19 protein-coding genes and 1 tRNA gene are annotated in these 18,320 nt (G+C 65.5%); 4 read left to right on the plus strand and 16 right to left on the minus strand.

The genetic code is table 11. The features are described from left to right. Nucleotides 1-110: 110 nt before the first annotated feature. The 10 genes from RFM52_RS19465 to RFM52_RS19510 all read right to left on the minus strand — a co-directional run bounded on the left by RFM52_RS19465 (nt 111) and on the right by RFM52_RS19510 (nt 6,653). On the minus strand, nt 111-1,349 hold the full coding sequence (locus RFM52_RS19465; protein WP_320297798.1) for a DUF1501 domain-containing protein: 1,239 nt from the start codon (nt 1,347-1,349) through the stop codon (nt 111-113). Nucleotides 1,350-1,385: 36 nt separating this feature from the next. Next, nucleotides 1,386-2,843: a DUF1800 domain-containing protein gene (locus RFM52_RS19470; RefSeq protein WP_320297797.1), complete on the minus strand. Its 1,458-nt coding sequence runs from the start codon at nt 2,841-2,843 to the stop codon at nt 1,386-1,388. A gap of 82 nt (nt 2,844-2,925) precedes the next feature. After that, nucleotides 2,926-3,213: a GCG_CRPN prefix-to-repeats domain-containing protein gene (locus RFM52_RS19475; RefSeq protein ID WP_320297796.1), complete on the minus strand. Its 288-nt coding sequence runs from the start codon at nt 3,211-3,213 to the stop codon at nt 2,926-2,928. A 111-nt stretch (nt 3,214-3,324) separates the two neighbouring features. Next, nucleotides 3,325-3,765: a periplasmic heavy metal sensor gene (locus tag RFM52_RS19480; RefSeq protein ID WP_320297795.1), complete on the minus strand. Its 441-nt coding sequence runs from the start codon at nt 3,763-3,765 to the stop codon at nt 3,325-3,327. Further along, nucleotides 3,762-4,211: a hypothetical protein gene (locus RFM52_RS19485; protein WP_320297794.1), complete on the minus strand. Its 450-nt coding sequence runs from the start codon at nt 4,209-4,211 to the stop codon at nt 3,762-3,764. Before RFM52_RS19485 ends, RFM52_RS19480 begins: the two co-directional genes overlap by 4 nt. Before the next feature lie 74 nt (nt 4,212-4,285). Then, nucleotides 4,286-4,825, minus strand: a complete 540-nt coding sequence (locus RFM52_RS19490) for an RNA polymerase sigma factor (RefSeq protein WP_320297793.1) — start codon at nt 4,823-4,825, stop codon at nt 4,286-4,288. Nucleotides 4,826-4,870: 45 nt separating this feature from the next. After that, entirely contained in the window at nt 4,871-5,308 is a 438-nt protein-coding gene (locus RFM52_RS19495) for an EF-hand domain-containing protein (RefSeq protein ID WP_320297792.1), read from the minus strand. 157 nt (nt 5,309-5,465) lie between these two features. Continuing rightward, complete coding sequence (locus RFM52_RS19500; protein ID WP_140648157.1) at nt 5,466-5,654, minus strand: YodC family protein; 189 nt, start codon at nt 5,652-5,654, stop codon at nt 5,466-5,468. A 193-nt stretch (nt 5,655-5,847) separates the two neighbouring features. Beyond that, a complete protein-coding gene (locus tag RFM52_RS19505; RefSeq protein ID WP_320327870.1) occupies nt 5,848-6,060 on the minus strand; it encodes a hypothetical protein in 213 nt (70 codons plus the stop codon). 517 nt (nt 6,061-6,577) lie between these two features. After that, nucleotides 6,578-6,653 (minus strand) — tRNA-Thr (locus tag RFM52_RS19510). A 335-nt stretch (nt 6,654-6,988) separates the two neighbouring features. On the opposite strand from RFM52_RS19510, the gene RFM52_RS19515 reads away from it, so the two are divergent. Beyond that, nucleotides 6,989-8,185, plus strand: a complete 1,197-nt coding sequence (locus RFM52_RS19515; RefSeq protein ID WP_320297791.1) for a hypothetical protein — start codon at nt 6,989-6,991, stop codon at nt 8,183-8,185. Between the two features lie 63 nt (nt 8,186-8,248). Here RFM52_RS19515 and RFM52_RS19520 read toward each other — a convergent pair whose 3' ends face one another. Continuing rightward, a complete protein-coding gene (locus RFM52_RS19520) occupies nt 8,249-9,850 on the minus strand; it encodes a cisplatin damage response ATP-dependent DNA ligase (protein WP_320297790.1) in 1,602 nt (533 codons plus the stop codon). A gap of 238 nt (nt 9,851-10,088) precedes the next feature. After that, complete coding sequence (locus RFM52_RS19525) at nt 10,089-11,099, minus strand: ligase-associated DNA damage response exonuclease (protein WP_320297789.1); 1,011 nt, start codon at nt 11,097-11,099, stop codon at nt 10,089-10,091. A 209-nt stretch (nt 11,100-11,308) separates the two neighbouring features. Between RFM52_RS19525 and RFM52_RS19530 the strand changes: the two genes are divergently transcribed. From RFM52_RS19530 to RFM52_RS19540, 3 genes are all read left to right on the plus strand, one after another. Then, nucleotides 11,309-12,226 carry a methyltransferase domain-containing protein gene (locus tag RFM52_RS19530; protein WP_320297788.1) on the plus strand — a complete coding sequence of 306 codons (918 nt, stop codon included), beginning with the start codon at nt 11,309-11,311 and terminating at the stop codon, nt 12,224-12,226. 274 nt (nt 12,227-12,500) lie between these two features. Next, nucleotides 12,501-12,875 carry a hypothetical protein gene (locus RFM52_RS19535; protein ID WP_320297787.1) on the plus strand — a complete coding sequence of 125 codons (375 nt, stop codon included), beginning with the start codon at nt 12,501-12,503 and terminating at the stop codon, nt 12,873-12,875. 71 nt (nt 12,876-12,946) lie between these two features. Next, the gene (locus RFM52_RS19540; protein ID WP_320297786.1) at nt 12,947-13,477 is read left to right on the plus strand and encodes a P-loop NTPase family protein; all 531 of its coding nucleotides are present in this window, start codon (nt 12,947-12,949) and stop codon (nt 13,475-13,477) included. Here RFM52_RS19540 and RFM52_RS19545 read toward each other — a convergent pair. Genes RFM52_RS19545 through RFM52_RS19560 form a run of 4 tightly spaced genes read right to left on the minus strand, consistent with a single transcriptional unit; the run spans nt 13,474 to nt 18,312 of the window. Continuing rightward, the gene (locus RFM52_RS19545; RefSeq protein WP_320297785.1) at nt 13,474-14,415 is read right to left on the minus strand and encodes a 2-hydroxyacid dehydrogenase; all 942 of its coding nucleotides are present in this window, start codon (nt 14,413-14,415) and stop codon (nt 13,474-13,476) included. The genes RFM52_RS19540 and RFM52_RS19545 overlap by 4 nt on opposite strands. A gap of 35 nt (nt 14,416-14,450) precedes the next feature. Beyond that, complete coding sequence (locus RFM52_RS19550; protein WP_320297784.1) at nt 14,451-16,079, minus strand: ABC transporter ATP-binding protein; 1,629 nt, start codon at nt 16,077-16,079, stop codon at nt 14,451-14,453. Beyond that, nucleotides 16,076-17,215 carry an ABC transporter permease gene (locus RFM52_RS19555; protein ID WP_320297783.1) on the minus strand — a complete coding sequence of 380 codons (1,140 nt, stop codon included), beginning with the start codon at nt 17,213-17,215 and terminating at the stop codon, nt 16,076-16,078. Before RFM52_RS19555 ends, RFM52_RS19550 begins: the two co-directional genes overlap by 4 nt. Further along, nucleotides 17,215-18,312: a microcin C ABC transporter permease YejB gene (locus RFM52_RS19560; protein ID WP_320297782.1), complete on the minus strand. Its 1,098-nt coding sequence runs from the start codon at nt 18,310-18,312 to the stop codon at nt 17,215-17,217. Before RFM52_RS19560 ends, RFM52_RS19555 begins: the two co-directional genes overlap by 1 nt. Between the last annotated feature and the right edge of the window lie 8 nt (nt 18,313-18,320).

The following is an 18,320-nucleotide window of genomic DNA, read 5'->3' on the forward strand; positions in this document are numbered from 1 at the left end:
TGACCGCTCCAGACTTAAGCCGTCGCCGCTATTTTGCCTCTTGCCCAAGAGGGGCCGTCCATACATGACGAATTGACAGGATGCCTCCCGCCGATGGACCAAGTCGAAGCTCACACCACCAAATCTCGCATCGGCCTCACCGCCGCCGACTCCGGAAACACCTTGTCGCCAAGCACGGCCGGCGACAGTCCGAACTGGTCGGCCAACAGGCCCTTCAGCACCGCGCGCACATCGCTGGTCGGCGCGAGGTCGCGTTGCTCGTAGAGCTGCGCCGGCTTCAGGCCCGGCCAGTCGGCGATGACGCGGCCGCCCTTGATCGCGCCGCCGGCCAAAAGCACCACCGTGCCGGTGCCGTGATCGGTGCCGACCGTGCCGTTGATGCGCGCGGTGCGCCCGAACTCGGTGATGGCGACGACAGCCGTATCCTTCCAGCGTTCGCCGAGCCCCTTCTCGAATTCCTCGAAGGCGCCGTCGAGGCCGCCGAGCAGATTGGCGAGCCGGCCGGTGGCGCCGCCTTCGTTGACATGGGTGTCCCAGCCGTCGAAGGCGAGCGCGGCGATGCGCGGCCCGTCATCGGCCGCCATCAGCCTCGCCGCGCCCTGTGCCGACTGCCGCATGCCGGCGGCGTTGGCGAGGCCGCCTTTCGGCTTCATGGTCTCGCCGTTGAGCTGGTCGCCCATCGCCATCCGGTCGGCGTCGAGGCCTTTCTGCAGTGCTGCCGCCAGTACCGGGTCGCGATGGTTGTAGAGGTCAAGCACGCGTTCGGCGAGCGCGTCGCCGGGCGTCGGCAGGGCCTGTGGCGCCCAGCCGAGCACGGGGGCGGCGCCGCGGATCACCAGCGGCGTCGACGGCCCGACCGCCAGACCGCCGAGCTTCGCCACGCGCTCGCCCGCCGGCAGGCTGGCCAAAGCCCGGTTGAGCCAGCCGGTGGTTGCGTTGCCGGGGCCGGGCAGGCCGCTTTCCAGCACGTCCTGGCCGTCGAAATGCGAGCGGTCGCGATAGCCGGTCGCGGCCGCATGCACCACTGCGGCCTGGCTCGCCTTGAACAGGCGCGCAAACACCGGCATTGCCGGATTGACGGCGAAGAAACCGTCGAGCGGCAATGCCGCGTTGGCGCCTGAGAGCGAAAGCGCGATGTCGCCATGCAGGCCGGCATAGTCGGGATCGCCGACCGGCCCGACTGTCGACAGCCCGTCCAGCGCGCCGCGCAGCACGATGACGATCAGGCGCGGGTCGCGATTGTCGGCGGCGCGGGCAAAGCGCGGCAGATAGGCCCAGGCAAACAGCGCGCCGCCGGTCATCAAGATAGCGCGGCGGGAGAGGTTGGGAGTTTCGCAAAGAAGGCTCATGGCCGCATCTCCATTGCTAGGTCACCGGCGCTGGAATTACCGTCGCTGGAATTCTGGCGCCATCAACAGCAGCGCCAGGCCCTGCTGCTTGGACTCCGCGCGCGAAATCGCCTGCCGCGTCTCGGCCGAGACGGACGGGCCGATCAGCGACGCCAGCGTCTCGTCGGGGTCGCCGATGTCGTCCGCTTGCTTCGCGGCCTGCCAGGCGATGTCCAGGCGCGTCTTAAGGCCCTCGGCGGAAGCCCATGCGTCCGTCCGGTCGGGAAAGCCGTTCGGCCCCGGCGGCTGCCAAAGCGGTTCGCCGAGCACGCTCAGCCAGCGAAGCGATCGTTGCGGTTCGTTGCCGGCGGTGGCGCCGACCGCCCGCCGCAGCGCGACGACATAGTCCAATGGCGAGCGAAGCTTCGTGAGCGGCGTCGACCAGGCTTCGGGCATCTCGATCAGCGTCAATGCGATCGAGCGCAGGTCGCCGTCGTTCTTGGTGAAGACCGCGGCAAGGCGGGCGACAGCCGCCGGCGGCGGATCGTCCGCGATGAAATGGCGGGCAAGCTTGGTGGCGATGTGCTGCGCGGTCGCTGGATGGCGGGCAATGTCGTTGAGCGCCGCCTCCGCCTGGCCCATGCCGCCGTCGGGATAGGTCTTGCCGAGCAGAACCGCCTTGCCTGGCTGATGGGCATTGGCGTTGAAGACGAAGGTGCCCGGCTCTCCAAGCCGCCCCTCGCGTCCAGCCATCGTCCAGCCGGTCAGCATGCCGGCGAAGCTGGTCACGTCGGCCTGGGCATAGCCGCTGCCGACGCCCAGCGTGTGCAATTCCAGGATCTCGCGGGCGAGATTCTCGTTGAGGCCGCGGCCGCGCCGCTTGCCGGCGCGCGAGTCCGGCCCGATCGACTGCTGGTTGTCGAGATAGAACAGCATGGCCGGATGATGCTCGACGGCCAAAAGCATGTCGGCGAAGCGGCCGAGCACGAAGGGCCGGATCGCCTCGCGCTCGAAGGCGCCGGCGCATGCCCGCACGACTGGCGCCTTGGCGACGGAGACGCAGAAATGGTTCGTCCAGAAGCCGACCAGCCGTTCCACGAAACCGGGTGTCGCGGCGAGCGCCTTGTCGAAACGGGCCTGCGCTTCGTCGCGATAGATATCGGCCTCGACACGCGGCACCATTGGCTTGGCTTTTGTCCCGGCCGAGCCGGCCGGGTCTTGCATGGCTGTCGGCTGTATCGCGGCCGCCGCCTTCTCATTCCGCGCCGCCTTGCGCTCCATCGCCGCCGTCATGCTGGCCTGGATTGCCGCGGTGCTGTCCAGCAGCCCGGCATTCTTCGGGTCGTCGGGGGAAATGAGCGCGATGTCCTGCAGTTTGAGCTCGGCCTTGAGATAGCCGCGCGGATCGGCGGCGATCTTGCCGAGGTCGTCGCCGGCTTTTGCGCCGAGGCCGAAGCGGTGAAGCGTCAGCAGCGCGGGATCCGGCGACACGGACTTTGAAACCGGTGCGGCCAACGAAGCCTCCGTTCCGAATTATGCATGGATCGGGAAGGGCGCTCATGACGCCGGCCGCAGCACCGGCGTCATGAGCGGGCGATCACCAGCGGCGCCAGTGGTGCCAGCGGTGATAGGGGTGCCAGACCGGGCCGATATAGACGCGCGGTCCGCCCCAGTAATAATAGCCTGGATAGATCACGTGACGATTGGGGACGCAGCGGCCCCAGTGGTTGGGATGCCAGCCCGGACCGCAGCCCCAGGCGACGTGCTCTATCATTGCCGGCGCCGGCGCGACCGGAGCGATCGGCATCGCCGAGGCGGCGCTTGCGGCGGCCGTTCCGCCGATGGCGAGCGCGGCCGCGATCGAATATTTTGTCAGACGGTTCATGGGATACTCCCGAAAGTTTCGAGGTTGAAGAGAACCTGCCGCCGCCGAAGGCGGTCGCAGGCCTGTCCCTCTTTCCCTTGAACGGGGCGTGCTCGCCCTTTCCGTCGCTGCCTATGGCGATTTTTTTGCGGGCGGCTGCCTGCCGGCACGCCGCAGCAAGGCGTCGGCCAGCAACTGGCGGTCCTCCGGTGAGCTCGACGCGGCGAATGCGATGATGCGCTGCTCGAGCCGGGTGCGCACGGTGACATCGGCATTGCGCGCTCGCTCCAGCGCCGCGGCAAGCGCGTTGCTGTCGAGGGTCGGCTGCTGCAGGAGGTTCGCAGCCTCGCGCCGCGCGGCCTGTCCATCGAGGATCACGTCGCGGGACTCGCGACGTACCTCGCGCAGCGCCTGGCGGAAGATCTTGCGGTCGGCGGAGGGCAGCCGGCCGCCTGCCGATTCCAGCGAAAAGCCCGGATTGGATTTGCCGATCAACCAGCCGGCGCCGCCGGCCACCGCGCCGATCAGAAAAACATTCAGCACCAGGGATGCCGCGACGAGACGGGGGTTCATAGGTCCTCCTCGGCCTGGTCGGCGTCGGGACCGGCATCGCCGAACGACGTCGCATTGGCGTCCATCACATAGTGGTCGGAGGGAGCGTCCGGGGCAACGACGGTCACCAGCGCCAGCCCTGCCACGGCGCCGGCCAGGCCGACACCGGCAAGCCCGAAGCCCAGCCACCAGAACCGGTGGCGGCGCTGCTGCCTGACCTCGGTCGCGGCGTGGGCGGCAATCGCGCGATGCAGAGCCGGGCTGGGCGCTTCGACCCGATGCCGGTCGAGCACGGCGTCGAGCCTGCCGGCACGCGCCAGGATGGCGCGACCCTCGTCGGTCTCGGCAAACGGCATCGCCGCGGCCTGGTCAGCCGGCGGCCAGCGGTGCAACGCGCCGCCATAGGCATCCGCCAGCGCGGCGAAGCGCCCGGCATCCATCGGTCTTGCGATAGGTTTCTTAGCCATCTCTTTCCCCCTTCCACCGTTTTGACGTGGCCCCCCACGCCGCGGTCCTTGGAATTCGCAGTCCCTTCGAGGTCTCAGTCATCGCCATCTCCCGTGAGCATGGCCTGCAGCGAGCGACGGCCCCGCGCGAGCAGGCTTTCCAGCGCATCGACGCTGACCTGCATGGCGCCGGCGGCCTCGATGTTGGACAGCTCCTGATAATACACCAGCACGATCGCCTCGCGCTGGCGCGGCGCGATGCGCTGCAGCGCCTGGTTGACCCTGCGCTCTTCGTCGCCCGGCATCGCATCGGGAAGCGGCGCTTCATCGGCCACCTCCGGCAGCTCGTCCGTCGTCCATTCGCGTCGGCGCCGCAGTCGGTCGTAGCAAAGGTTGAGCGCGACGCGGTGGATCCAGGTGTCGAAGCGCGCCTGCCCGTGGCGCCAGCCGGAGGCATGGCGCCAGATGCGCACGAAGGTCTCCTGGGCGACGTCCTCGGCCTCCGCCGCGTCGCCGAGCATCCGGGCGGCCAGGGCCAGGAGGCGCGGCAGCTTGCGCGCTACCATCGCCTGCACGGCGGCGGGGTCGCCGGCGCCGATGCGGCGTACCAGTTCCTCGTCCGGATCGGCGCCCATCAACCCGGGCGCTCGCGACTGTCATTATGCGGCATAGCCTCTTGGTCATTGCTCCTGATTGGGAGCGGATTTGTGGCCCGGCCTCTCGTCGGCGCCGAGCACGCCGTCGCCGTTCTTGTCGAGCCTGGCGAAGCGCTTGGCGAGGAAGGCATCGAGCTCGCCCTTGTCGACGAAGCCGTCCTTGTTGGCGTCCATGCGCGCGAAGGATTTGGCCGGATCGCCCTTGGCCTTGCGTCCGGTCTGGAAAGCGGTCCATTCGGCGAGGCTGACCTTGCCGTCATTGTCGGTGTCGGCCCGCATGAACGCCTTTTCGCGGCGCGCCTCGAATTTTTCCAGCGTCAGGCCGGACTTGTCCGTGGCGGCGGCCGAGCTGTCCGGGGCCGCCTGGGCCGGCACGGGGGCAGGGGTCGGCGTCGTCGTCTGGGCGACCGCGGCCGCGGTCTGCAAACCAAAGGCAACGACGAACATCGTTTGGCGGATCATGCTCTCGTCTCCGGTTGGGCGCGGCCATTGGGCGGCCACGCTTCAGCCGTTAAACGCGAGGCGGAGCAAAATCCGTCGGTTCTTTTTCGACCGGACAAAAGTCCACTGCATCCGGCCCGGCCGGACCGGAGCATCCCTGAAGGACGGAAAGCGACGACTATCTCGGGTGGTCGACCGCCACAAGTTGGTCCGGCTTGAAGCCCGCATGCTGCGGGGTCCAGACATCGCCTTCGCGGTTGAACCAGTGGCACAGATACGTGCCGGAAGCCGCACCGTCGCTGATTGTCATTTCCGGGCCTCCGGATTTCAGCCTGACGACGTCTCCGGTCTTGAAACTATTGGGCATTTTGACCTCCCATGCTGACAAGAGGAGTTTCCCACCAACAACGATTCCCGACAATGGCCGAGATGCGCATGTGAAGTGGTGCAGGCTGGGAAGGCGTGGAAAACTGGCGCCGCGCGCAACACGCCGGATAGCGCTGAATGCATGGCCGCCAAGGCTTTGGAGCCGAAACTCGCGGCCTGCTCCCTCCTCGGGTTCAATCGGTGTCGCGCTGTGGAACTGGCGGCTTTGTCGACGGGCCGTCTTCTCCGGCCGGGCGGACAGTCATGGACCTTTCATCGGGCCACAATGCCTGTGCCTTCATCACCGCCGCCAGAAGATTATCTGCTTCAACGCTTCCGATCTCCGTCAGAAGCGGGCTTTTGCCGCCAGCTCCGAAATCGACGTGATAGACCGTCCAACTCCTCATCGCATTTCCGACAATTTGCGTCTCGGCGCGGGCACGCGGGATGGAAGCCCGGCTTGCTTTTTGTGGTTAGGATTTTGAGGTCCGCAAGCCGGGCATGCACCGACCGATGGGCGGGGGGCTTGGGGTTATCAGCCGGTGCGATCGCGAGACTGTCTGATTTGCCCGCTAGCCCACAATCGACCGAGGTCTGTCCTGCCAAACGCATTGGTCCGAAGGGACAAAAGATATAGCCCCTTATTCCGTTAGGGAAAGAAAGCCTTGCCCTCAAGGGAAGGTGACACGCCGCCCCCGGAGCGTCCTTGTTTGGACGGAAACAGCAATGGGAGAGGGGAGAAGGAAGATCCTGAAAAAGATTGAGAGCGCGAATGGCAGCGCAGGAAAAGGGAACCCCCGCACGCTTCTGGAGTCCTGCTGACGTCGCGCAGTAAGGATTGGGCGAATGTCCTTATTGGGGACTCACGCCCAAATAAGGTCGTGCCGCAATATCCGCGGAAGCGATCCTAATTGTCGGGAGTTTTGGTGCCGCTTGCGTGACTCGAACACGCGACCCCATCATTACGAATGATGTGCTCTACCAACTGAGCTAAAGCGGCCCGGGAAGCGTCAGGCTTCCAGAATGGGCTGGGTGATAGACTCAACCGCTCGCTAATTCAAGATGGGCAGCGGTGAATTCCGGCCTCGTCGGCGGCAATTCCGATCTACGGTTACCGCGCGACGGGCGCAGGCGTTGCCCGCGGCGGCGTGCGGGCCGGCCGTCCTTTGCACCTGGCTGGCCGGCGCGGTCGCGCCGGCGGTGACGAAAAATGTTGATTCTTCAACAAAAAATGCCGAAATGGCTTTGGCCGGCAAGGCAGCCGCTCGCCGTTGATTGATTGGTCGGCTGCGCTACCGATCAGGAACCGTGAGCGAACGCGCAGAGGGAGCTCGCTTGGACCCCATCGAGAAAGCGATCCGCAATGCCTTCGAGAAGGGCAATGCCGAGGACCGGGCGTTCCGCGAGAAGGTCTATCGATCGGCCTTTGCCGCGCTGGACCGCGTCCTGCAGGCCAATCCGAACATAACCGTCGAGGCCGCCATCAGCCGCCGCAAGGCGGTGCAGGCCAAGATCACCGAGATCGAATCGGAGTTCCTGCCGGCAGTGCCCGACGTGACGCTGCCGCCGGAAAACGTCGCGCCGGCCGGCAATGGCGCGCCGGATCCCCGTGTCGAAGCGCCGGCCGGATCGGCAGCGCCGTCGGTCGACGCGCCGTTGCCGCCGTCGCAATCGGCACCCTCGCCCTCGATCACCGTCGACGGCCCGGTCCAGCCCGACGCCTCGGACCAGCCGCGTTCGCGCGTGCTGCCGCGCGTGCCCGACATCATGCCGGACGAGACGGCGCTTCCCGATGCGCCGTCATTAGATGATTCGCCGGGCGCTCCGGTCGGCAACGGCGCCCAGGTTGCGCCCGACCGTGACGAGCGGCGCATTAGGGGCCGGCGCCTGCCGCTCACCGCCATCTTTGTCGTCGCGACGCTGCTCGCGGCCGCCGGAATCGGCCTCTATTTCGCCAAGCAGACCGGTGTGTTCAAGACGGCGGCCGAGCTCAACACCGGTCCGCCGGAACCGACGCCGACGCTGGACGACGAGGATTCCTCGCAGCCGGCCGAACCCGGCTCGCCCCAGAAGCCAGGCGAGGCGGACCAGTCGAAGAACTGGATCAACGTCTTCTCGCCCGCCGATCCGACCCATGTCAGCGCGCCGTCCGACGCCGCCGCCGAGGTGATGAAGGACGATACCGGCCAGTTCCTGCGCATCCGCTCGGGCGCCTCGGGCTCGGCCATTGCCTTCGATGTCGGCCAGGGCGTGCTGGAGAAGCTTGCCGGCAAGCATGCCATGTTCGACATCATCGCCCGCTCGGAAGAGGGCAAGGAGACGCAGATCTCGGTCGACTGCAATTTCGGCGATCTTGGCGATTGCGGCCGCAAACGCTACGCGGTCGGCCACGAGCGCAACGAATATCTGTTCGATGTGCGGTTCCCGGACAAGCATCCGGGCGCCGCCGGCACCATCGCCGTCAACTCCGACTTCGACCAGCAGGGCAAGTCCGTCGATATCTACGACATCCGCGTCTCGATCGCGGAGTGACTGCGCTTACCTATCGATGCGGGCGCAGCAATCCCCAACCGCGCCCGCATCGGATTTTAGCTCTTAGCCATCCAGCAGCGCCTGCAGCGTCTCGATGCGGTCGGCTTCCGCCGCCGGCTTGTCCCAGCGCAGCCGTGAGATGCGGGGAAAGCGCATCGCGACGCCCGATTTATGCCGGGTCGAGCGGTTGAGGCCTTCGAATGCCACCTCCAGCACCAGGCCGTTCCGGCGGTCGGCGCGCACCGAGCGTACCGGCCCGAAACGCTCGATCGTGTTGTCGCGCACATATTTGTCGATCTCTCTCAGCTCCTCGTCGGTGAAGCCGAAATAGGCCTTGCCGACCGGCACCAGCTCTTCCGAGCCCTCGGGGCCGGACCAGACGCCGAACGTGTAGTCGGAATAGAAGCTGGAGCGCTTGCCGTGGCCGCGCTGCGCATACATCAGCACCGCGTCGATGGTGTGCGGATCGCGCTTCCATTTGAACCAGGGCCCTTTAGGCCGGCCGGCGAGATAGGGTGAATCCCAGCGCTTCAGCATCACCCCCTCGATGATCGGGTGCGGCGGCGCCTGGCGAAGCTTCTCAAGCGTTTCCCAATCGGGAAACGCGACAAGGGGCGACAGGTCGAAGCGGCGGGGATCGAGCGTCCCGACGAAGGCCTCGAGGCGCTTGCGGCGCTCGGCGAAGGGCAGCGCGCGCAAATCCTCGCCGTCGATCTGCAGCGCGTCGTAGCAGCGCATGAAGGCCGGATATTGCTGCTGGATCTTCGGCGAGACGCTCTTGCGGTTCAGCCGCTGCTGCAGGTCCGAAAACGTACCCGTCGCCTCGCGCGGGTCGCCGACCAGCAGCTCACCGTCCAGCGCCGCTTCGAAATTCATCGCCGCGGCAACGTCCGGGAAGGCGCCGGACACGTCGTCGCCAGTGCGCGAATAGAGCCGGCGGACGCCGCCTTCGCACACCGCCTGCACGCGGATACCGTCCCACTTCCATTCCGCCGCGTAGTCTGCCGGGTCGAGCTTTGCGAGATCGCCGTCGTCTACGGCATTGGAAAGCATCACCGGCCGGAACAGCGCAAGCGCGGCACTCCTCGGCTTTTCCGCCCGGCCTTCCAGCCAGGCGAACAGCTCGGTGTAAGGCGGCGCCAGCCCGTGCCAGAGTTCCTCGATCTCGGCGACGTCGACCTGGCCGAGGTCGGCCAGCGCCTGCTTGGCGAGCCTGGCCGACACGCCGATGCGTAAGCCGCCGGTCACCAGCTTGATGATGGCGAAGCGCGCCGAGATGCTGGCGTCGTCGAGCAGCCGCGCCAGCACTTTCGGTCCGTCGGAGCGGCTTGCTGCCTGCAGCCTGCCGACCACCTCGGCCAGCGTCGGCGCATGGTTGGGGATATGTCCTTGCGGTTGCGGCCAGACCAGCGACACCGTCTCGGCGAGGTCGCCGACATAGTCATAGGAATAGCCGAACAGCACCGGGTCCATGCGCTCGACCACCAGCGCGCGCAGCATCGCGGGCTTGACCGCCGCTATGTTGAGATCGCCGGTGATGGCCGCCAGCGCCAGCCCGCGATCGGGGTCCTCGACGCTGCGGAAGTAGTCAGTCAGCAGCGTCAGCTTGCCGTTGCGCGACGGCGTCAGCACCAGGCGGTCGAGGAGCTCGGCGAAGCGGTTCATGGCTGGGTAGGCCTGATCGATAGCGAAAGCCGGCGCGAGGCCCCCCTCTCTGGCCTGCCGGCCATCTCCCCCTCAAGGGGGGAGATCGGATGTCGCGCCGGCTTTCGCCAATCTCCGGCGCCGCGGGAGATGCGCCGGCGCTGAAGCTGCCAATCTCCCCCCTTGAGGGGGAGATGTCCGGCAGGACAGAGGCGGGCGCCGTAGAACTCAGCGGCGACGATTGGCGAACACCGTTCCATCAGTCGCCCTCGTCCTCATACCCCACGAGATGCAGCGGCCGCGCGGCGATGCCCTCCAGCTCGCACCAGCGCACCAGCGCTTCCTCCCGGCCATGCGTCACCCAGATTTCCTGTGCGCCCGTCTCCTTGATCGTGATGATCAGCTCGTCCCAATCGGCATGGTCGGAAATGATCAGCGGCAGCTCGACGCCGCCTTGCTTGGCGCGCTGGCGGATGCGCATCCAGCCCGAGGCGAAGCACGAGATCGGGTCCGGAAAACGCCGCGCCCAGCGGTCGGCGAAGGCCGACGGCGGGCCGACGACGATGGCACCGGCGAAATCGGCCTTGCTGCCGCTCTCGACCGTCGCCGGCTCGAGCTTGCCGAGATCGATGCCCTGGCCCTGATAATATTCGCTGAGCTTGGCCAGCGCGCCATGGATATAGATCGGCCTGTCGTAGCCGGCGTCGCGCAACAGCCGCATCACGCGCTGCGCCTTGCCGAGCGCATAGGCGCCGATCAGATGCGAGCGCTCGGGAAATTGCGCCGCCGATTTGAGCACGCGGGCGATCTCCTCATGGTCCGGCGGATGACGGAACACAGGCAGGCCGAAAGTCGCCTCGGTGATGAAGACATCGCACCGGATAGGTTCGAACGGCAGGCAGGTGGCATCCTTTTGCCGCTTGTAGTCGCCGGAGGCGACGATACGCATGCCCCGGTGCTCGACGCAGATCTGCGCCGAGCCCAGCACGTGCCCGGCCGGATGGAAGGTGACGGCGACGCCATTGATGTCGAGTGTTTTGCCAAACACTGCTGCCTGCGTCGTTCCGGCGAAATCCTCGCCATAGCGCAGCCCCATGATGTCGAGCGTCTCTTGCGTGGCCAGCACCGACTGGTGGCCGGATCGCGCATGGTCGGAATGGCCGTGCGTGATCAGCGCTCGCTCGACGGGCCGCACCGGGTCGACGAAGAAATCGCCGGGCGGGCAATAGAGGCCTTCCGGTCGGGATTTGAGCAGTTCGCTGGCGCGCATCGCTCCAAGATAGTGGCTAAATTCCGCGCGGGAAGCCTGTTGCAAGAGACTGCTGACTCATCTTGGATCGCGATGGCGTTTCGTTGAAACGCCATCACGATCCAACTCTTTGTTGGAGCATGATCTCTCTCCGAAAACCGTTCCCACTTTTCGGGATCATGCTATGGAACCCTTCGCCGGCCCGCCTTGCCGGTGGGATCCTTCAAGAGATGAAACCGCTCCAGGCCTCGTCGGGCGATCTGAATGCCGACCGTCGCGCCGATTTCGCCGAGACGCTGCTCGCCTCGGGCGAGCCCGCGCAGGCGGCGGAGCTTCTGCTCGGCGCGCTGGAACTGGCGCCGCGCTGGGCCGCGGGCTGGTTTCGCCTCGGCGAGATGCAGGAAGTGGCTGGCCTGCTCGACCAGGCCGCGCAAGCCTGGGCCATGGCCCTGAAGCTCGAGCCCGCGGATCGCCTGGGCGCCGCGCTCAAGCTTCAACTGATCGGCAAGGCGCCAGCCGCGGCGGCGCCGCCAAGCGCCTTTGTCGAGACCTTGTTCGATCACTATGCCGACGGCTTCGAGGACTCGCTCGTCAAGAAGCTCGGATACGGGCTGCCGGACTTTCTCGGTCGCTCCATCGGCACGGCAAGGCCCGGCCGGTTCCGGCTGGCGCTTGATCTCGGCTGCGGCACCGGCCTGATGGGCGAAAGGCTGCGCCCTTTCGTCGACCGGCTGGAAGGCTACGACATCTCGGCCGGCATGCTGAGGAAGGCGAAAGCCAAGGGCATCTACGACCTGCTGGCCAAGGCCGACCTTCAGCATTTCTCCCACACCGGCGACAGAGCCGACCTCGTGGTCGCTGCCGACGTATTCATCTATCTGGGCGCCCTCGAACGCATCGTCGGCGCGGTTGCGACCGTGCTTGCCGAGGATGGCATATTCGCCTTTTCGCTCGAGACGCTTGCCGGCGGCGGTGATTTCGCCCTTTTGCCATCACGGCGTTATGCCCATTCCGAGGCCTATGCGCGGCGCGTGCTTTGCGCCAACGGGCTTGCGGTCCTGTCGCTGGAAAGCATGGTCATCCGGCACGACCGGCGCGATCCGGTCGAGGGTCTTGTCATCGTGGCCGGGAAAGGACATCCGGTGTAAAGGATCGCCAACGCCGCGATCCGTCCCACCCCCTCTGGCCTGCCGGCCATCTCCCCGCTAGGGGGGAGATCGGATGTCGCGGCGGCTTTCGCCAATCGCCAACGCTGCAGGAAGAGCGGCAGGCCGAAACTGCCAATCTCCCCCCTTTAGGGGGAGATGTCCGGCAGGACAGAGGGGGGTGCTGTCCCGCCGACGTTGTATTAATTCTCTGCCCCCCAAAAAGCCCGAATCGCATGTCGGGTTACAGGGGGGCGAACGTCGCAAGGAGATATCCATGCGCTGGACCATGGTTGCGTTGGCATCCTGCCTGACGGTTGCCGGCTGCGTCGGCGGCACGTCGATGGCCGAGCGTCAGGACGAGGATGTCCAGTCCTCGTTGCAGTATGACGATGTGCCTTGCGACCAATTGCTGGCGCAGCGCAATCAGTTGGCGCAGCAGAACAATCTGCCTGTCACCGCCAAGCCGGGTTTCTCCAACCCGGCGATGGGCTTCGGTCCTTTTATGCCGGACACGCGCTCCAAGGCGCAGCGCGCCAGCAACAAGGCGAGCGGCGAGATCGACGCCATGAGCCGCTCGATCGACCGCCGCGACTGCGGCAAGCCGAAGAAGAAGGAGACGTTCGGGCTGCCCGGCTCGAAGCCTTCCTGAGAAGCCTACATTCGATATTTTAACGCTCGGCCGGATCGCCGAGCGTTTGACTGCGCTTGAAAGTCCAACCGATGAACCTCTCGGACCTCGGCGACCGCATCGTTATCCTGGGACCGTCCAACAGCGGCAAGTCTACCCTTGCCGACGCGATCGCGCGCAAGCGCGGCTTGCAAGCCGTTCACCTCGATCTGCTCTTCCATCTGCCCAACACGGATTGGGAGCAGCGCCCGAGGGACGAATTCATCGCCCTGCACGATTCCGCGATAGCTGGCGAGCGCTGGGTGATGGACGGCAACTACTCGGTGTGCATGCCGCAGCGCCTTCGGCGGGCAACAGGCTTGATCCTGCTGGATATCTCCACGGCGTCGAGCCTTCTGCGCTATTTTAGGCGAACGCTGTTCGAGAAAGACAGGCTAGGCGCCCTGGAAGGCGGGCGCGACAGCGTCAAATGGGACATGATCCACCACATCGCCGTCACCACGCCGAAAAACCGCAAGAAATACCAGGCGATGTTCGAAGAGCTTGCGCTGCCGAAGCTGCGGCTGTCTTCGCTGCGGGCGATCAAGCAGTGTTTTCGCGACTGGGGTTTGACTCCCGGCTAATATCCCGCTTCGCGGTCGACCAGGTTCTCGAGCTTATCGCCGCGCTCGAATGCGTCCATCTGCCGAAGCATGATCGGCACCAGATGGGCCGGGTCCGAGGTCGCCGCCGCGTGCGGCGTGACGAACACTTTCGGATGGCTCCATAACGGGCTGGTCTTCGGCAGCGGCTCGACTTCGAACACGTCGAGGCTCGCTTCCTTCAGCGTGCCGTCGTCCAGCGCGCGCACGATGTCGGCGTCCTTCTGCAGGCGGCCACGCCCGGCATTGATCAACACCGCGCCGCCAAGGCCGTTGCGCCGGCGCAGTTCCTTGAGCAGCCCGTAATTGACAATGCCTTGGGTTTGCGGCGTGAGCGGCAACAGCACCACCAGTATATCGGTGGCGTTGAGGAACGGGATCAGCCCCGCCTCGCCGGCATAGGTCGAAACACCCTTCATGGCCTTGTCGCTGCGCGACCAGCCATTGACGGCGAAGCCGAGCGAAAGCAGCGCCGACGCCGCGGCGCGGCCGAGGTGACCGAGGCCCATGATACCGACGGAGATGTCGCCGGCCGGCCGCTGCAGCGGCTCATGCCAGGTCTTCTTCGGCTGCTGTGCCCGATAGAGCATGCCGTGCCGATGGTGATCGAGCACCCGCCAGACGACATATTCGGTCATGTACTGGGTGAGATTGTCGGCGACGACCCTGACGATCGGCACATCGGGCAGGCCGGGGTCGGCAAAGATGTGATCGACACCTGCGCCGACCGAGAAGATGGCGCGCAGGTTGGGCAATCCGGAGAGCAGGTTCGGCTTGTGCTTCCACACCACCGCGTAGGCGATCGAGGGGTCGCTGGCGCCGGCCGGCTCCAGCACCACCTCACGTTCGGCCGCCAGCAGCTGGTGCCAGCGCTGCGGATGAAACGCCGTGACGGCAAGCAGGATTTTGCCTTTTTCCATTTTCGGATTTTTCTTCCCTGTATCTCCAGCCAAGCCTACTCGCTGACCACGCCGGTCGGCGCCGTCTCGATCTTGAAAGCCGCCGCCATCAGCGCCCGCGTATAGTCGGTTTGCGGGCTGCTGAAAATCTGCGCGGAAGGTCCCGCCTCGACGATCTGGCCATTGCGCATGACGATGACGTCGTTTGCAAGGGCACGGACGACCTTGAGGTCGTGGCTGATGAAGAGATAAGCGAGATTGTGCTTGGCCTGAAGGCCGCGCAAGAGGTCGACCACCTGCGCCTGCACGCTCATGTCGAGCGCCGAGGTCGGCTCGTCGAGCATGACGAAGCGCGGGTTGAGCACCATGGCGCGGGCGATGGCGACACGCTGGCGCTGGCCCCCGGAAAACTCATGCGGGTAGCGGTGACGGGTTTCCGGATCGAGGCCGACCTCCTTCAGCACCTCCACGACCTTGTCGTCGCGCTGGTCGGCGGAGAGTTTCGGCGCGTGGATCTTCAGCCCTTCCTCGATGATCTCCGAGACCGACAGGCGTGGGCTGAGCGATCCGAACGGATCCTGGAAGACGATCTGCAATTCGCTTCTCAGCGGCCGCATGGCGCTGAAGGACAGCTGGTTGATGTCGCGTCCGTTGAAATTGATCGTGCCGGTCGAGGAGATCATCCGGGCGAGCGCCAGCCCGAGCGTCGTCTTGCCCGAGCCGGATTCGCCGACGACGCCGAGCGTCTGGCCGGCGCGCACGGTGACGTCGATGCCGTCGACCGCCTTCACATGGTCGACAGTCTTGCGGAAGAAACCCTTCTTGATCGGGAACCAGACCTTGATGTCCTTGCCCGTCATGACGGATTTGGCGCCCGGGTCGGCTGTGGGCGGCTTGCCCTTCGGCTCGGCCGCCAGCAGATGCTTTGTATAGTCATGCTGCGGATTGGCGAAGATTTCCCTGGTCGGACCGCTCTCGACGATCTTGCCCTTGGTCATGACGCAGACGCGGTCGGCGATCCGGCGCACGATGCCGAGATCATGCGTGATGAACAAGAGCGACATGCCCTTGCGGGTTTTGAGCTTCGCCAGCAGTTCCAGGATCTGCGCCTGCACGGTGACGTCGAGCGCCGTCGTCGGCTCGTCGGCGATCAGCAGTTCCGGCTCGTTGGCCAGTGCCATGGCGATCATGACACGCTGGCGCTGGCCGCCGGAGAGCTGGTGCGGATAGGCGTCGAGGCGTTTTTGCGGATCGCGGATGCCGACCTCGTTGAGCAGCTCCAGCGTGCGCGCGCGGGCCGGAGCATCGCGCATGCCTTGATGCAGCTGCAGCACCTCGACGATCTGCTGCTCGATCGTGTGCAGCGGGTTGAGCGAGGTCATCGGCTCCTGGAAGATCATGGTGATCTTGTTGCCGCGCACGCCGCGCAGGGCCTTCTCGTTCATGGCGAGCAGGTCGGCGCCGCTGAACAGGATCCTGCCCGACGGGTGGCTGGCGGCGGGATAGGGCAGAAGCTTCAGCACCGACAGCGCCGATACCGATTTGCCCGAACCCGATTCGCCGACCAGGGCCACCGTCTCGCCCTTGGCGATGTCGAAGGAGATATGGTCGACGGCGATCGATTGCTTGCCGCCCTGCGCGAAGGCGACGCTCAGATCTTGGACGGACAGCAGGGCTTGGCTCATTTGAACGTCTTGCGCGGATCGAAGGCGTCGCGTGTCGCCTCGCCGATGAAGACCAGCAGGGACAGCATCACCGAGATGACGATGAAGCCTGAAATGCCGAGCCAGGGGGCGTTGAGGTTGCGCTGCGCCTGTTTCAGCAATTCGCCGAGCGAGGCCGAGCCTGGCGGCAGGCCGAAGCCGAGATAGTCGAGCGAGGTCAGCGTCGAGATCGAGCCACTGAGCAGGAAGGGCAGGAAGGTCAGCGTCGCCACCATGGCGTTGGGCAACAGGTGCCGGAACATGATGGTCAGGTTCGGCACGCCCAGCGCGCGCGCCGCGTTGACATATTCGAAGTTGCGCGCGCGCAGGAATTCGGCCCGCACCACGCCGACCAGCGCCACCCACGAGAACAGCAGCATCAAGCCGAGCAGGATGAAGAAGCCCGGCGGCAGGATGGCCGAGACGATCAGCAAAAGGTAGAGCACCGGGATCGCCGACCAGATCTCGATGAAGCGCTGGAAGAGAAGGTCGGTCCAACCGCCGAAATAGCCCTGCACCGCGCCGGCCGCGACGCCGATCAGCGACGAGCCGAGCGTCAGGATCAGGCCGAACAGCACCGAGATGCGGAAGCCGTAAATCACGCGCGCCAGCACGTCGCGGGCTTGGTCGTCCGTGCCCAGCCAGTTCCAGTTGCCGACGACGCAGTTCTCGTCGGCCTCTCCCTTTGGGTATTGGCCGCAACGCTTGTTCTTGTCGTAAAGCCAGGACGGTTTTGCCGGCGCCGGTTCCGGAATGGCGTTGTTGACCGTCTGGTAGGAGTAGCGGACCGGTGGCCAGATCATCCAGCCATTGGCATTGATCTCGTCCTGGATCACCGGATCGCGATAGTCGGTGACCGCATAGAAACCGCCGAACTTCTCCTCCGGATAGGCGACCAGGACCGGAAACAGGATCTCGCCCTTGTAGGAGGCGATGATCGGCTTGTCGTTGGCGATCAGTTCGGAAAACAGCGACAGCACGAACAGCAGCAGGAAAATCCAGAGCGACCAGTAGCCGCGACGGTTGGCTTTGAAATTCTGCAATCGCCTCTGGTTGAGCGGCGACAGCCATGGCCTGCGGGGCGGCGCCGACGCGCTTTCGATCGCGGCCTCGGCCATCAGATGTCTCTCCGCTCGAAGTCGATACGCGGATCGACCCAGGTGTAGATCAGGTCGGACAAAAGGCCGACGAACAGGCCGAGCAGCGAGAAGATGTAGAGGGTGGCGAACACCACCGGATAGTCGCGGTCGATCACCGACTTGAAGCCGAGCAGGCCGAGGCCGTCGAGCGAGAAGATGTTCTCGATCAGCAGCGAGCCGGTGAAGAAGGCCGAGATGAAGGCGCCGGGAAAGCCGGCGATGACAATCAGCATGGCGTTTCGGAAGACGTGGCCGTAGAGCACCTTGTGCTCCGACAGGCCCTTGGCGCGCGCCGTGACCACATATTGCTTGCGGATTTCTTCAAGGAAGGAGTTCTTGGTGAGCAGGGTGGTCGTCGCGAAAGCCGACAGCACGAGCGCCGTCAATGGCAGCGTCATGTGCCAAAAATAGTCGGCGATCTTGCCCGGCCACGAGAGCTGGTCCCAATTGTCCGAAACGATGCCGCGCAGCGGAAACCAGTCCCAGAACGAACCGCCGGCAAACAGCACCATGAGCATGATGCCGAACAGGAAGCCGGGAATGGCATAGCCGACGATGACGACGCCACTGGTCCACACGTCGAAGGTCGAGCCGTCCTTCACCGCCTTGCGGATACCGAGCGGGATCGAGATCAGGTAGGACAGAAGCGTGATCCACAGCCCGATCGAGATCGAGACGGGCATCTTCTCCAGGATCAGATTCAGCACCGAGATGTCGCGGAAATAGCTGTCGCCGAAATCGAAGCGGCTATAGTTCCACAGCATCATGCCGAAGCGTTCGAGCGGCGGCTTGTCGAAGCCGAACTGCTTTTCCAGCTTCTTGATGAATTCGGGATCGAGTCCCTGCGCGCCGCGATATTTCGAGCTAACGTCGCCGGCAACGTCGAAATTGCCGCTACCGCCGGCGTCGCCGCCACCGCTGCCCAGGCGATCGTTGCCGCCCTGGTTGGTCAGCCGGGCGATCACCTGCTCGACCGGACCGCCCGGCGCGAACTGAATGACCGCGAAGGAGATCGCCATGATGCCGAACAGCGTCGGGATCATGAGAAGAATGCGGCGCAGGATATAGGCGCCCATCAGGCGTC

Source organism: Mesorhizobium humile (genome assembly GCF_033977215.1).
In the GTDB taxonomy this organism is placed as follows: domain Bacteria; phylum Pseudomonadota; class Alphaproteobacteria; order Rhizobiales; family Rhizobiaceae; genus Mesorhizobium; species Mesorhizobium humile.

Excerpts from the sequence above, each read along its gene's own strand:
- RFM52_RS19520 (WP_320297790.1), bottom strand. The coding sequence starts at position 9,850 with ATGAACCGCTTCGCCGAGCTCCTCGACCGCCTGGTGCTGACGCCGTCG.
- RFM52_RS19485 (WP_320297794.1), bottom strand. The coding sequence starts at position 4,211 with ATGGCTAAGAAACCTATCGCAAGACCGATGGATGCCGGGCGCTTCGCC.
- RFM52_RS19490 (WP_320297793.1), bottom strand. The coding sequence starts at position 4,825 with ATGGGCGCCGATCCGGACGAGGAACTGGTACGCCGCATCGGCGCCGGC.
- RFM52_RS19480 (WP_320297795.1), bottom strand. The coding sequence starts at position 3,765 with ATGAACCCCCGTCTCGTCGCGGCATCCCTGGTGCTGAATGTTTTTCTG.
- RFM52_RS19525 (WP_320297789.1), bottom strand. The coding sequence starts at position 11,099 with ATGCGCGCCAGCGAACTGCTCAAATCCCGACCGGAAGGCCTCTATTGC.
- RFM52_RS19535 (WP_320297787.1), top strand. The coding sequence starts at position 12,501 with ATGCGCTGGACCATGGTTGCGTTGGCATCCTGCCTGACGGTTGCCGGC.
- RFM52_RS19500 (WP_140648157.1), bottom strand. The coding sequence starts at position 5,654 with ATGCCCAATAGTTTCAAGACCGGAGACGTCGTCAGGCTGAAATCCGGA.
- RFM52_RS19495 (WP_320297792.1), bottom strand. The coding sequence starts at position 5,308 with ATGATCCGCCAAACGATGTTCGTCGTTGCCTTTGGTTTGCAGACCGCG.
- RFM52_RS19465 (WP_320297798.1), bottom strand. The coding sequence starts at position 1,349 with ATGAGCCTTCTTTGCGAAACTCCCAACCTCTCCCGCCGCGCTATCTTG.
- RFM52_RS19505 (WP_320327870.1), bottom strand. The coding sequence starts at position 6,060 with ATGAGGAGTTGGACGGTCTATCACGTCGATTTCGGAGCTGGCGGCAAA.
- RFM52_RS19530 (WP_320297788.1), top strand. The coding sequence starts at position 11,309 with ATGAAACCGCTCCAGGCCTCGTCGGGCGATCTGAATGCCGACCGTCGC.
- RFM52_RS19545 (WP_320297785.1), bottom strand. The coding sequence starts at position 14,415 with ATGGAAAAAGGCAAAATCCTGCTTGCCGTCACGGCGTTTCATCCGCAG.
- RFM52_RS19560 (WP_320297782.1), bottom strand. The coding sequence starts at position 18,312 with ATGGGCGCCTATATCCTGCGCCGCATTCTTCTCATGATCCCGACGCTG.
- RFM52_RS19550 (WP_320297784.1), bottom strand. The coding sequence starts at position 16,079 with ATGAGCCAAGCCCTGCTGTCCGTCCAAGATCTGAGCGTCGCCTTCGCG.
- RFM52_RS19475 (WP_320297796.1), bottom strand. The coding sequence starts at position 3,213 with ATGAACCGTCTGACAAAATATTCGATCGCGGCCGCGCTCGCCATCGGC.
- RFM52_RS19555 (WP_320297783.1), bottom strand. The coding sequence starts at position 17,215 with ATGGCCGAGGCCGCGATCGAAAGCGCGTCGGCGCCGCCCCGCAGGCCA.
- RFM52_RS19540 (WP_320297786.1), top strand. The coding sequence starts at position 12,947 with ATGAACCTCTCGGACCTCGGCGACCGCATCGTTATCCTGGGACCGTCC.